At 66.4% G+C, this 12,847-nt stretch carries 15 protein-coding genes and 1 pseudogene; 13 read left to right on the top strand and 3 right to left on the bottom strand.

The features are described from left to right. Positions 1-4: 4 nt before the first annotated feature. From EK403_RS18030 to EK403_RS18040, 3 genes are read left to right on the top strand one after another with little or no spacing between them, the layout of a single operon-like run. Positions 5-727, top strand: coding sequence for a cytochrome c biogenesis CcdA family protein (locus EK403_RS18030; protein ID WP_128778853.1), 723 nt, complete (start codon positions 5-7; stop codon positions 725-727). A gap of 10 nt (positions 728-737) precedes the next feature. Then, positions 738-1,304: a SoxW family protein gene (locus EK403_RS18035; RefSeq protein ID WP_245479778.1), complete on the top strand. Its 567-nt coding sequence runs from the start codon at positions 738-740 to the stop codon at positions 1,302-1,304. A 41-nt stretch (positions 1,305-1,345) separates the two neighbouring features. Beyond that, complete coding sequence (locus tag EK403_RS18040; protein ID WP_128778854.1) at positions 1,346-1,951, top strand: rhodanese-like domain-containing protein; 606 nt, start codon at positions 1,346-1,348, stop codon at positions 1,949-1,951. Between the two features lie 77 nt (positions 1,952-2,028). Here the strand turns inward: EK403_RS18040 and soxX are convergent, their stop codons facing one another. Both soxX and soxA read right to left on the bottom strand, forming a co-directional pair. Next, positions 2,029-2,643 (bottom strand): sulfur oxidation c-type cytochrome SoxX, encoded by a 615-nt coding sequence (gene soxX, locus EK403_RS18045; protein WP_128778855.1) that lies wholly within the window; start codon positions 2,641-2,643, stop codon positions 2,029-2,031. Between the two features lie 17 nt (positions 2,644-2,660). Next, positions 2,661-3,515: a sulfur oxidation c-type cytochrome SoxA gene (gene soxA, locus EK403_RS18050; RefSeq protein ID WP_128778856.1), complete on the bottom strand. Its 855-nt coding sequence runs from the start codon at positions 3,513-3,515 to the stop codon at positions 2,661-2,663. Positions 3,516-3,749: 234 nt separating this feature from the next. Here soxA and soxY point away from each other — a divergent pair, with 234 nt between their 5' ends. The 9 genes and pseudogenes from soxY to EK403_RS23810 form a co-directional block, all read left to right on the top strand. Next, entirely contained in the window at positions 3,750-4,214 is a 465-nt protein-coding gene (soxY, locus tag EK403_RS18055; protein WP_128778857.1) for a thiosulfate oxidation carrier protein SoxY, read from the top strand. Between the two features lie 51 nt (positions 4,215-4,265). Next, positions 4,266-4,592, top strand: coding sequence for a thiosulfate oxidation carrier complex protein SoxZ (gene soxZ / locus EK403_RS18060; protein WP_128778858.1), 327 nt, complete (start codon positions 4,266-4,268; stop codon positions 4,590-4,592). 92 nt (positions 4,593-4,684) lie between these two features. Further along, the gene (gene soxB / locus EK403_RS18065; protein ID WP_128778859.1) at positions 4,685-6,379 is read left to right on the top strand and encodes a thiosulfohydrolase SoxB; all 1,695 of its coding nucleotides are present in this window, start codon (positions 4,685-4,687) and stop codon (positions 6,377-6,379) included. Positions 6,380-6,408: 29 nt separating this feature from the next. Beyond that, on the top strand, positions 6,409-7,674 hold the full coding sequence (gene soxC / locus EK403_RS18070) for a sulfite dehydrogenase (protein WP_128778860.1): 1,266 nt from the start codon (positions 6,409-6,411) through the stop codon (positions 7,672-7,674). Further along, on the top strand, positions 7,658-8,332 hold the full coding sequence (locus EK403_RS18075) for a c-type cytochrome (protein WP_128778861.1): 675 nt from the start codon (positions 7,658-7,660) through the stop codon (positions 8,330-8,332). Before soxC ends, EK403_RS18075 begins: the two co-directional genes overlap by 17 nt. 37 nt (positions 8,333-8,369) lie before the next feature. After that, a complete protein-coding gene (locus EK403_RS18080; protein ID WP_164919664.1) occupies positions 8,370-8,648 on the top strand; it encodes a c-type cytochrome in 279 nt (92 codons plus the stop codon). Beyond that, entirely contained in the window at positions 8,648-9,913 is a 1,266-nt protein-coding gene (locus tag EK403_RS18085; RefSeq protein ID WP_128778863.1) for an NAD(P)/FAD-dependent oxidoreductase, read from the top strand. Before EK403_RS18080 ends, EK403_RS18085 begins: the two co-directional genes overlap by 1 nt. 44 nt (positions 9,914-9,957) lie before the next feature. Then, on the top strand, positions 9,958-10,461 hold the full coding sequence (locus tag EK403_RS18090; RefSeq protein ID WP_245479780.1) for a DsrE family protein: 504 nt from the start codon (positions 9,958-9,960) through the stop codon (positions 10,459-10,461). Between the two features lie 608 nt (positions 10,462-11,069). Next, positions 11,070-11,267 (top strand): annotated as a pseudogene (locus EK403_RS23810) (hypothetical protein); the annotation flags it as partial. On the opposite strand, the gene EK403_RS23815 reads toward EK403_RS23810, so the two are convergent. After that, positions 11,250-12,164: a PfkB family carbohydrate kinase gene (locus EK403_RS23815; protein WP_128778865.1), complete on the bottom strand. Its 915-nt coding sequence runs from the start codon at positions 12,162-12,164 to the stop codon at positions 11,250-11,252. The pseudogene EK403_RS23810 and the gene EK403_RS23815 sit on opposite strands and share 18 nt — an antisense overlap. A gap of 158 nt (positions 12,165-12,322) precedes the next feature. Between EK403_RS23815 and EK403_RS18110 the strand changes: the two genes are divergently transcribed. Beyond that, positions 12,323-12,784, top strand: coding sequence for a host attachment protein (locus EK403_RS18110; RefSeq protein WP_128778866.1), 462 nt, complete (start codon positions 12,323-12,325; stop codon positions 12,782-12,784). The last annotated feature ends 63 nt before the right edge of the window (positions 12,785-12,847 follow it).

A 12,847-nucleotide genomic window follows, 5' to 3' on the forward strand; every position in this document is an offset into this window, starting at 1 on the left:
GCGAATGGGCCTGGACGTGAGCCTTGCAGGCGCCGCCGCGGCCGGCGCGCTTTCGTTCGCTTCGCCCTGCGTCCTGCCGCTGACGCCCGCGTATCTCGGCTTCATCAGCGGCGCCGCGTCGCCCGACCAGATCGAGCGCGCGCGGTCCAGGGTGTTCGCGCTGGCGCTAGCCTTCGTGGCGGGCTTTTCGACCGTGTTCGTCGCGCTCGGGGCGACCGCCTCGACGATTGGTCAGTTCCTCTCGAACTACGCGCAGCCGCTGACCGTCGCGGCCGGCGCGCTGCTGGTCCTGTTCGGCCTGCACTTCATGGAGATCGTCCGCATCCCGCTGTTCTACCGTCATGCCGGCGTCGGCCTGGAACGGCGACCAACCGGTCCGCTCGGCGCCTATGCGGTCGGCCTCGCCTTCGGCTTCGGCTGGACGCCGTGCGTCGGGCCGATCCTGGCGGCGATCCTCATGGTGGCGGGAGCGGAGCAAACGGCGTGGCGCGGTGCGGCGCTTCTTGGCGCCTACTCGGCCGGCATCGGATTGCCGTTCCTGCTCGCCGCAGCCTTCATGGGCGCGTTCCTGCGCTGGTCGCGCGCGTTGAAATCCCGGCTCGGGCTGATCGAGAAGGTGTCCGGGGGGCTGCTCATCGTCACGGGATTGGCTTTCATCGGCGGCTGGGTGCCGGTCGCCGCGGGCTGGCTGCTTGAAATGTTCCCAGGGCTCGCCGAGATCGGATGAGGAGACTGCGGTGACCAGACGGATCGGACCCGATCGCCGCGCATTTTTGGGCCTCGGCGTCGGCGCTTCGCTCGCCGCGACGACGGGCTCCCGCGCCGCTTCCGTTCTCGGCGACGACGGCAATTACGTGCAGGACTGGTACGTGGACAGCTTTCTCGACCTCGGCGAGGACGCGCAGGCGGCGCTGGGGAAAGGCAAAGGGTTCGCGACGCAGTGGGGCATGCGCGGGTGCCCGGCCTGCAAGCGGCTCCACACCGTCTATTTCGCAGAGCCCGGGATCGAGGGCTTCGTGCGGGAGAAGTTCGAGATCGTCCATCTCGACACCTTCGGGTCGCGGGAGGTGACGGACATCGACGGCGAACGCCTCGGCGAGAAGGCGCTCGCCGCGAAGCGCGCCGTCAGAACGACGCCGACGTTCCAGTTCTTCGCGATGCAAGGCGGCCGGATCGCCGAGGTCGCGCGGATGCCCGGGCTGCTCGGCGAGCGCGAATTTCTTGCCATGTTCCGGTTCGTCGCCGAGGGCGGCTACACGGGCCGCTCCTTCGAGGAGTGGCTCAAGGCGCAGCAGGCCAGGTGATCGCAGTCGCGTCGGGCACGACATTCAACGAGAGATCGCACATGAAGATCGCAATCCTGCTCGTCGCCGGCCTTTGCCTGGGTTCTGCTTCATCGTCTGTTCCCGCGCTGGCGCAGTCCGCCCCCGCAGGCGCCCCCTCGCACGTGGTTCCCCAGGCGAAACAGACGGCGCTCGGCCTCTACGTCACGCCGCGCGAGGCCGCCGACATCATGCGCGCTGAGGGCGGCCGGATCCTGTTTGTCGACGTCCGGACACGCGGCGAGATGCTCTTCACCCGTTGGACGCCGATGATCGACGGTCACGTGCCATTCGTGGACGTGACCGAATTCTGGGACTGGGACGACAAAGAGGGACGTTACAGGCTCGAACCGAACGGGACGTTCAGCCAGGACGTGCAGAAGCTTCTCGCGGCCAAGGGACTGTCGAAGTCAGACCGCGTCATCGTGATGTGCCGTTCGGGCGACCGCTCGGCCCGCGCCGCCAACAAGCTGGTCGAGGCGGGCTTCACCAACGTCTACAGCCAGTACGAGGGTTTTGAGGGCGACCAGTCGCCCTACGGCCAACGCACCGTCAATGGCTGGAAGAACGCCGGCCTGCCCTGGACCTACAAGCCGGACAGAGCCAAGTTCTACGCTGGCGGATTCTGACCAGCGGGCTGCGAGGGCCGCCCGGAGGCGCAGCGGCCTGACGTTCCGCTGCGCCTCCGGGCTCTTGCAGGCGTCGCCTATTTGTTCACCGGCGACTGGGGGTCGAACAAATAGGCGGTGACGTCCTTGATCTGCTTTTCAGTCAGCACGTGGTTCGAGCCGAAGCGCGGCATGTTCGAACAGGCAAGCACGGCCTGGGCGTCGTATATCTTGGCGTAGGTCGCCTTGGCCGCCTCTTCGGAAAACTTGAACGCCTTGCCGTAGCCCTTCAGGCTCGGTCCAAGCGTGCCATAGCTGGTTTCCTTTGGATCGAGCTGGTGGCAGGCGTAGCAGTTTCCGCCGGCCTCCGTTCCCGCCGGATCGCTGAACTGAAATCCTCGTCCGTTCTGGGCGACCTTCTCGCCGGCCTTCCAGTCGCCTACCACCTTGCCGTCGGCGGGCATCTGCACTTTCGATTTCTCGGCCTCGACGATCTTCTCGGCCTGCGCCTCCGAAGGCTGGTTCCGGGTCTCGGAACAGATCCGCTGGGCCTCGTCCTGCTTGAGGCGGTCGTCCCACCCTTCGGGCAAATTGGTGAAGCTTGACGCGACGGTCTTGTCGACGCGGGCGGCATCGACCGTGGGTCCCTCGCCGGCCGCGGAAGCGGACGTCGCCAGCGCTATTGCGGTAAGCGCGATGAATGGCGTCTTCATGATTCCGGCTCCCCGCGTCAACGCTTGATGGAGGGCACTTTCAGCTCGCCCCCTTCAGCGCTCTTGTTCAGGTAAAGGGTGATCGCGGTCACGGCTTCCGAGCCGTAGCCGGGCGCGGGCATCCGCATCTGCCGGTAGCAGTCCCAAAGCCGGTGCTGCATCGTCCGCGTCGCGCTCTGGGAGACGCGGTAGGTGGGCCAACTCCCCATCGAGGCCTGCGCGGACTTGTTGGGTACATCGAACTGCGGCAGGTCCGTCGTGCGAATTCTCTTGTTGGCTGCGCCGTGACAGGTCGCGCAGGAGAAGTCCATGACGGCGGAGCGCCGGAAGAACAGCGCTTCGCCGATCTCGTAGAGCTCCTTCTCCTTCGGATACGCGAGCTGCGCCTCGATCTTCATCCCGCTCGACTTGTTGGCGATGAAGGCGACGAGATCCTCCATGTCCGAGCCTCTGCCGGGACCGGAGAACGGCTTCGCTCGAATCGGCTTGGTGTCGAAAGCCTGGATCTTCTCCATGCACCAGAGCAGCCGCTGCTCGAGGTCCATGACCTGGTCGGCGTCCTTGAAATAGCGGGGGAGCTTGGCATAAGCGCCATCGAGGACGCCCGGTCCCTCGCCGAGATCGCAGGTTTCGAGCGAGACGTTCTTCTCGCCGCGCGCCTCCGACCAGAGCGCCTCGCCTCGGTCGACGTTCAGAAAGCCCGGATTGGCCATCGGGTCGTCGATCATCTTGCGGTAGCGCTCGATCTCCGCCGCGCTTGTCGAACTGTTGGAGTTGACGCCGTCCTGGGCGGACCCGAGCCCGGTCAAGCCCAGCGACAGCGCGATCGCGGCGACGCCCAGAAAGGCGACGCCGATGGCCTTCGATCTCATGTTTCGTCCCCATTCATTTTCTTGTTGCGGACCGACCGCATCCGGCCAGCCAGGGCGTCCACCTGCGCCGATCGCGTTCGTCAGCGAACTTTCGATCGACCGATAGACGACTTTACATTCAAAAAACTCTATATCACAATATGTCTAGACCGATTGATGCGCATATGGCGTCCGATCGTAAATAACAAATATAAGTCAAAGCCTTACGGATGCGTTTGGCTTGGGAGGAAGCGCATGATGCTGTTCGAGCAGTCCCGTTCCCGGCGGGAGGCGATGCGACTCGCAGCCATTTCCGTCGCAGTCGCCGCTCTGACGCCCCGGCTGGCCTTCGCAAAGCCGGAAGACGTCAAAGCCGAGATGGACAAGCTCTACGGCGGCAAGGAGATGGCGACGGGCAAGCTGAAGCTCGACATGCCCGAGATCGCCGAGAACGGCCTCGTCGTGCCCATCAACATCGAGGTCGAAAGCCCGATGACGGAGGCGGACTATGTGAAGTCCGTCAGCGTCTTCGCCGAGGGCAATCCTTTCCCCCGGGTTCTGACCTATCACTTCACGCCGGCGTGCGGCCGCGCGGCGGCGTCTCTGCGGATGCGCCTCGCCCAGACGCAGAACGTCATCGCCGTCGCCGAGACCTCGACCGGCCAACTCTATACGGCGAAATCCGAAGTGAAGGTCACGATCGGCGGCTGCGGCGGCTGAGGCTGACGCACGCGCCCGATCCGACAGAACCCGAGACAAAAGAGCGATCAGATGGCCAAGACCTCCGCCCGCGTCCGCGTCCCGCCGAAGGCGAAAAAGGACGAGATCATCGAGGTGAAGACGCTGGTCTCCCACGAGATGGAGAGCGGCGTCCGCAAGGATTCCTCCGGCAAGATCGTGCCGCGGAACATCATCAACAGGTTCACGGCGGCGTTTAACGGCAAGGTGGTGTTCGAGGCAGAGTGGTTCCCCTCGGTGTCGGCGAATCCCTATCAGTCCTTTTTCTTCAAGGCGCAGGAATCCGGCGAGTTCACCTTCACTTGGAAGGACGACCAGGGCCAGGAAACGACCGCCAAGGCGAAACTCGAAGTCGCCTGACGTCAGAAGCGCATGGCGACGCCTGACGACGCGCCCGGATTCCGCCGGGCGCGAGAGGGCCGTCGCGTCCCGACATGGAGAGAACGCCTCTCATGATATCCCGCCGAGAATTCGTCGTCGCGGCGACGGCCGCAGCGTCTCTGGCGACCGCCTCCGGCCGAAGCCTCGCCCAGGTCGCGTCGAGCGGAAAGCTTACCCAGGACGACCTCTTGCGCTTCGATGCCACGGGCAAGGTGACGCTACTCCACATCACCGATACGCACGCGCAGCTCAACCCCGTTTACTTCCGCGAACCGTCGGTAAACCTGGGCGTCGGCGAGACCAAGGGACTGCCGCCCCACGTCACCGGCGCGGCCTTTCTCGACCAGTTCAAGATCAAGCCGGGCAGCCCCCAGGCCTATGCGCTGACGAGCGAGGATTTCGTCGCGCTCGCCAAGGCCTATGGCCGAATGGGCGGGTTCGACCGCATCGCCGCGCTCGTGAAGGCGATCCGCGCCGAGCGGGGGGACGACAACGTGCTTCTTCTCGCTGGCGGCGATGAGCTGCAGGGCAGCTGGACGTCCCTGAAGACCCGAGGCGAGGACGTGCTACAGGCGCTCAAGGCGCTGAAGCTCGACGCGATGGTCGGCCACTGGGAGTTCACCTATGGCGCGGACCGCGTGAAGGAGATCGCCGAGGCGGGTCCCTTCGCCTTCCTCGCGCAGAACATCCGCAGCCTCGAATGGCAGGAAGAGGTCTTTCCCGCCGCCAAGGTCTTCGAGCGGGGCGGCGCGAAGATCGCGGTCATCGGGCAGGCCTATCCGCGCACGCCGATCGCGAACCCCCGCTGGATGACGCCGGACTGGGAGTTCGGCCTGCGCGAGGACGACCTGCGCAGACAGGTCGAGAGCGCACGCTCAGGGGGCGCCGACGTCGTCGTCCTGCTCTCGCACAACGGTTTCGACGTCGACCGCAAGCTGGCGCGCCGCGTCAAAGGACTCGACGTCATCCTCACCGCCCACACCCATGACGCGATCCCGATGGCGGTCGAGGTCGACAAGACGCTGCTGATCGCTTCCGGCTCGCACGGCAAGTTCCTGTCGCGGCTCGATCTCGACGTGAAGGACGGCAGGGTCGCGGGCTATCGCTTCGGCCTGATTCCGGTCTTCTCCGACGCAATCGCGCCGGACGCCGAGATGACGAAGCTCGTCGCGGACGCCCGCGCTCCCTACGCCGCAGAACTCGCACGGGAGGTCGGGCGGACCGAGAGCGTCCTTTACCGCCGCGGCAATTTCAACGGCACCCTCGACGACGTCATTTGCCAGGCGATGATTGAACAGCGCGATGTCGAGATCGCGCTGTCGCCCGCCTTCCGCTGGGGCACGAGCCTTCTGCCAGGCGATCCGATCACCTTCGAGGCGATCTCGAACGCGACCGCCGTGACCTACCCGAACTGCTACCGCTCCGCCATGACCGGCAAGCAGTTCAAGGACGTGCTCGAGGACATCGCCGACAACATCTTCAACCCCGACCCCTACTTCCAGGGCGGCGGCGACATGGTGCGCCTCGGAGGCGTCGGCTACGCGATCGACGTCGCTCAGCCGATCGGCAAGCGCATCTCGAACCTCACTTTGCTCAGGTCCGGCGCGCCGATCGAGGCCGACAGGTCCTACACGGTCGCGGGTTGGGCGAGCGTCAACCAGAACGTCGAGGGACCGCCGATCTGGGAAGTGGTCGAGCGCCACGTCGCCGACCGCAAGACGATCAAGGTCGAGCCTAACGACGCCATCAAGGTCACCGGCGCATGACGCGGCCATCGATCCAAGGAGACAGCGCGATGAGCGAACCCGTCACGCTCAACAGGCGGCGCGTCCTCAATCTCGGCATCGCCGGAGCGGGCGCGGCCGCGCTTACGCCGGCGCTCGCGGCGGCGCAGACGCCGGATCCGCTGATCGTCGAGAAACAGGAGTGGACCCAGTATCTCGGCGAGGGCGTCAACGCGAAGCCCTACGGCGTGCCGTCGAAGTTCGAGAAGGAGGTCGTGCGCCGCGAGGTTGAGTGGCTGACCGCCAGCCGCCAAAGTTCGGTGTCCTTCACGCCGCTCCACGCGCTCGACGGGATCATCACGCCGAACGGGCTGTGCTTCGTGCGCCATCATGGCGGCGAGGCGGAGATCGACCCGGCGAAACACCGCTTCATGATCAACGGCATGGTGGACAAGCCGCTCGTCTTCACAATGGAGGACGTCAAGCGGATGCCGGGGCGCGTGAACCGCGTCTACTTCCTCGAATGCGCCGCGAACAGCGGCATGGAGTGGCGCGGGGCGCAGCTGAACGGCTGCCAGTTCACCCACGGCATGATCCACAACGTGGTCTACACCGGCGTGCCCCTGAAGGCCTTTCTGAATGAGGCCGGGGTCAGCCCGAAGGGCAAATGGGTGCTCGCCGAAGGCGCCGACGCGTCTGCGATGACGCGCTCGATCCCGCTCGAGAAGGCGATGGACGACTGTCTTGTGGCCTGGGCCATGAACGGAGAGGCGCTGCGGCCCGAGCAGGGCTATCCGCTGCGGCTCGTCGTGCCCGGTTGGGAAGGCAACATGTGGGTCAAGTGGCTGCGCCGCGTCGAGGTCGGCGACCAGCCCTGGGCGCAGCGCGAGGAGACGTCGAAATACACGGATCTGCTGGCCGACGGCCGGTCGCGCCAGCACACCTTCCTGATGGACGCCAAGTCCGTCGTCACCAATCCGAGCCCGCAGGCCCCCCTCAAATCCAAGGGGCCGAACGTGCTGTCAGGCGTCGCCTGGTCGGGACGGGGAACGATCAAGCGCGTCGACGTCTCGATGGACGGGGGACGCAACTGGCGCACGGCGCGCATCGAGGGACCGAATTTCCCGCGCGCCATGGCGCGCTTCTACGTCGACTTCGACTGGAACGGCCAGGAGCTCATGCTGCAGTCGCGGGCGATGGACGACAGCGGCTACGTGCAGCCCACCAAGGACGAGCTCCGGAAATATCGCGGCTCGAACTCAATCTACCACAACAACGGCATCCAGACCTGGCTGGTGCGGCCGGACGGGAGCGCGGAAAATGTCGAAGTCAGCTAAGGCGATCGCCATCGTCGCGCTCACCGCTCTCATGCCCGTCCCGGCCTCCGCGGCGGATAAGGTGGGCCTCGGCCGCGTGGCGCTTCCGGAGGAAATCAAGGCCTGGGACATTGATGTGCGGCCGGACGGGGTGGGCCTGCCCGACGGCAAAGGCTCAGTCAGCGACGGAGAGGCGCTGTTCCAGACGAAATGCTCCTCCTGCCATGGCGAGTTCGGCGAAGGCGCGGGTCGCTGGCCGGTGCTCGCCGGCGGCCAGGGCAGCCTGAAGTCTGACCGGCCCGAGAAGACCATCGGATCGTTCTGGCCCTATACGTCGACCGTCTACGACTACATCCATCGCGCGATGCCGTTCGGAGAAGCTCAGTCGCTGTCGCCCGACGAGACTTACGCGCTCACCGCTTATCTGATGAATCTGAATGACCTCGTTCCAAGCGATTTCGTGCTGTCAAAGGAGAATTTTCCGAAAAATCTTCCTAACGAGAAGAATTTCTACGATGACGACCGAGAGACGACTGAGAAGGCGTTCTGGAAAAAGGATCCTTGCATGGCGAACTGCAAGGAGAGGGTCGAGATCACGAACCATGCGCGCATTCTCGACGTCACGCCCGACGACCAGAAGGACGACAAGGACCAGAAGCCGAGCGCGGGCGTCGAATGACCTTGTCCTCGCGCTCGCGCTCGTGGCGGCGTTCGGCTTGCCGAGCTACGCCACGGCGGGAGGCGAGGAGGCTTCCGATCGGACGGCCGCGCTAGCCGCGCGTTGCGCCGCCTGCCACGGCCCCGGTGGCGGGCGCGGCGCCATTCCGGCGATCGCCGGCCTCCCGGCGCGCGAGATCGCCGACAAGCTGCGCTTCTTCCGCGACGCTGGACCGAAGAGGGACGTCATGACCACCCGCGCGTCCCGTCTCAGCGACGCCGACATCGACGCGCTTGCCAACTATTTTGCGAGCCGCACGCCGGATCGGCCGGACTGATGGCGTTCCGCCCGAGCCGCAGGGCCGTCGTCGCTGGGCTTTCGTCAGCTCTGGCCGCCGTTTCGGCTCGGGGAGCGGCGCGTCCTCGCCTCGTGATCGTGGGTGGCGGGGTCGGCGGCGCGACGGCTGCGCGTTACGCGGCGATCTGGGGGCGGGGGGCGCTCGATGTCGCGATGGTGGAGCCGTCCGAGACATATGCGACCTGCTTCTTCTCCAACCTCTATCTCGGCGGGCTGAGATCGTTCGACTCACTCGTCCATGATTACGAGGCGCTGGCCCGGCGTCCGGGTCTTCGCATCGTCCGCGGGTTCGTGGAGCGCATCGATCGCGAGCGGAAACTGGTTGCGCTGTCGGACGGAAGCAGCCTCGCCTATGACCGGCTGATCCTGTCTCCCGGGATCGACCTCGACTTCGGCTCGGTGCCCGGCTACTCGGACGTCGCAGCCGAAGTCATGCCGCACGCCTGGAAGGCAGGACCGCAGACCAAGCTCCTGAAGGCGAGGCTCGACGCCGTCCCGGATGGCGGCCTCATCGTCATGATCGCCCCGCCCAACCCCTATCGCTGTCCGCCCGGCCCCTATGAGCGCGTGTCGATGATGGCGCACGCGCTGCAAGCCGCCGGCAAACGGAAGACGCGCATCGTTGTGCTCGACCCCAAGGACAAGTTCTCGAAGATGGGCCTCTTCCAGGAGGGCTGGGACCGCCGCTATCCGGGCGTCGTGGAGTGGCAGGATCCCACGATCCATGGCGGGATCAAGGGCGTCGACGCAGCGACCATGACGGTCGCGACCGATTTCGAGGAGCGTCGCGCCGACCTCGTCAACGTCATCCCGGCCCAGCGCGCCGGTCGGATCGCGCGCGACGCCGGGCTTGCCGACGCGACCGGCTATTGTCCCATCGACGCCTCAAGCATGCGCTCGGCGGCCGACGCTTCCGTCTTCGTCATCGGCGACGCCTGCATCGCGGGCGACATGCCGAAATCGGGCTTCGCCGCGAACAGCCAGGCGAAGGTGGCGGCGCTTGCGGCGCTCGCCGATCTCGTCGGCGCTCCCCCGACGCCGGCCTACTATGAAAGCACCTGCTGGAGTCTCCTCACGCCCACCGATTGCGTGAAGGTGGACGGCGTCTACGAGGCGCGGGGCGGGCGGATCAAGGAGGTCGCCGGCTTCGTCTCTGACACCGGCGAGGCTGATGAGCGAAGACGGCGCAACGTCGACGAGGCGCAGGCCTGGTACGACGCGATGATCGCGGACGTCTTCGGTTGAGCGCACGAAGTCCAGGCTTGAGGAGAAACAGGATGGCCGGCGAAATGAGCAGAAGGGCGATCGTGGCCGGCGTGGCGCTCGGCGGCGTGGCCGCGGCCGGACGGGCGGCGGCTGCGCCCGTTCATCTCGGACTGGACGAAATCAAGAAGGAGGGCGAGGTCGCTGCTCTCTATCACTGCGATTACGGCGACGTCGCCCGCTTCGAGCAGACGCTCAACAACATCGCCAATCACTACTCGGCTTACAATGGCGATCCCTTCGCCCTGCAGATCGCGATCGTCGCGCATGGCGGCGGCATCAAGTTTTTTCTCGACAGCCTCGAGGGCACGCAGTGGAAGGACGAGAAGCTGCCTGCGGAGCTGTTCGAGCGGGCGAACTCGCTCTCGAAGAACGGCCTCAAGGTCTATCTCTGCGAGATCACCTTCAAGCGCAACAAGCTCGACCCGTCCCGCGCCCGCCAGGCGGATTTCGTCTCCTTCGTGCCGTCAGGCGTCGCGACCGTCGCGGCCCTCCAGACGAAAGGCTTCGTATATGTGAAGGTCGGCTGAAGGCGCCTGCAGGCGGATCGTCGGGCTCGCCGCGCCGGGGCGAAGCTCGGCCGGACCGTGTCAGGGGCGACCGCGCAGACGACGCTCGAACGCCGCAGTCCCACGAGTCCGCGGAGGCGCTCCCCGGCGCATTTCGGATCGGATCGAGCGCCGCGGCGGCCCCGCGGTTTTATTCAGCCGCTTCGAGGCTCTTGTGTTCGGGCTTGGCCATCGGCTCGCGCCCGGTCGGCGGAATGATCGACCGGGACCTTGCCGCCGTTGGCGATCCGCTTGCTCACGCCCGAAATGTCGCAGCCGGCGGCCCGCGCGCGTTCGATGATCTCCGGAAGAGGCCGCTTGCCGGTCTGGAAGCGGTTCTGGCGGCTGCGCGAGGCGGGCGTCTTTGAGGCGTTCTTCGAGGCGCTGGCGGGTATGAGCCGCTCTGCGCGTCTCGTCCAGATGTTCGACGAGACCATCGTGCGGGCGCATGTCTCGGCGGCCGGGCCAAAGGGGGCAGGCGAGCCAAGCGCTCGGCCGCTCCCGCGGCGGCTTCTCCACCAAGGCTTGTCCCTGCGTAGGCGGGGATCCACCTCAGGAGCGACTTCGAGGGACAGCCGCTCGCCTTCCATCTGACCGGTGGCGAGGCCGGCGACAGCCCGGTCTTCAACCGGTGGCTCGACATCGGTCCGGACGTCACGCCGCGCGCGGCGCTCGCCGACAAGGGCTATGACGCCAAAGCCAACCGCGCCGCCGCTCGCGAGCGGGCCATCGCGCCCGCCATTCCGGTCAAGTCCACCGCCCCGGACGCTTCAAAAAGTCATCGTCTTGCGAGCGCGCGCGGCATCGACTTGCGTCATGTCCACCAAGTCCGCCGACCGAGGATCGGATCTCGGCCGTTGCGCTCGACCATCGATGAACGCCGTTCGGTCCGACAGGAAGAGGCCCGCCACCCCGCTCGCGTGACGAATGGTCTCCTCGAGCGCGTCGCCGCGCAGATAGGCGTCGATGAAGCCGGCGGCGAAGACGTCTCCCGCGCCTGTGGTGTCCGACGCGGGCGGCCGCGCGGTCACTTCGATCGAAGCTCGACCATGCGCGTCCCAGACTTGGACCGGCCGCGGCCCATCGGTCAGAACGAAATGACGCAGGCTGGATCCCGCCAATCGACGCGCATGGTCGAACGGGTCGCGGAGGCTCGAGACGTTCAGATCGGACGATGAGCCGATCAGCACGGTCGCCGGGCGCCTCTCGCCGACGTCGACAGGAATCTGCGCGACGACGTCCATTCGGCCAAGCAGCTTCGCGAGGCCCGACGGATCGGTCCGTCGCAAAGCCACATAGGCCAGGTCGGCTTCGATCGCTTGGAGATCCCAGTTCGGAAGGCGGGTCTCGATCGAAGCCGGAACGACGATCGTCCGCTCGCCGGCCGGATCGACGAAGATTTCGGTCGGGACCGTCCTCTCCCGCCGGAAGACGACCTGGCTGGTGTCGAAACCGAGGTCCCGCAGCGCGCGGCAGCACGCGCGTCCGGCTCTGTCGTCCGCAAGCGACGTGGCGATGACGACCTCGTGTCCCAGAGCGTCGAGCGCGCAGGCGGTGTTGAAGCCGCCTCCCCCGATGCGCCGCGTGACGGCGCCGAAGATGTTGCGGCGCCCGGCATGCAGGGGCGCGCCAAGTCGCCAGACGCGATCAACGTTCACTCCGCCAAGCACGAAGACCCTGGCCATGGCTCGACCATCATCCGGCGGAAACCGACCGTCCGGCACCGCTCCGAAATGCAAGTCCCGGCCGACCTCATCCGCATTGACCTTCCTCAAGGCCCGCGCCCGGCGGAGCTGATCTGATAAGGTGATCGGCGCGGCGGAGCGCCGGAAGGAGATTGATCATGACGCGGATCCGAATCCCCTGTATGAGTTGGGTCCTGGTTTGCGACGGCGCCAAGGCGCTCATCTTCCGAAACCGCGGGGACGACGACATCGTCGTGCTTGAGACTGTGGACGTCATGGTCGAACCGCATCCGCCCGCGCGCGAGCTCGGGTCCGATCGTCCGGGACGCGTTCGCGAGAGCGGCTCTGCGTCCCGCAGCGCCGTCGCGGAGATCAACCGTCACGACGAGGCGGAGGCGACGTTTCTCGCACGGGTCGCGGAACGACTGGACGAGAGGCTTGGCGCTTCCGAACGTCGAGGGCTGATCGTCGTGGCGCCGCCCCGCGTCCTCGGCCTGCTGCGCGGCCGCCTTACGCCTGGGGCGCGTGACAACCTCACCGCCGAGATCGCCAAGGATCTCGCGCATCTCGCCACGGCTGAGATCGAAAAACATCTGAGCGAAGCTCAGCGGCGCGGGTGAGCCACGGACTGAGCCGCTCACGCCGCCTTGCTCCTGAGGGCGATCGGCGGGGAGGCGCCCCCC

The sequence above is a fragment of the Hansschlegelia zhihuaiae genome (assembly GCF_004103825.1).
Lineage (GTDB): Bacteria > Pseudomonadota > Alphaproteobacteria > Rhizobiales > Methylopilaceae > Methylopila > Methylopila zhihuaiae.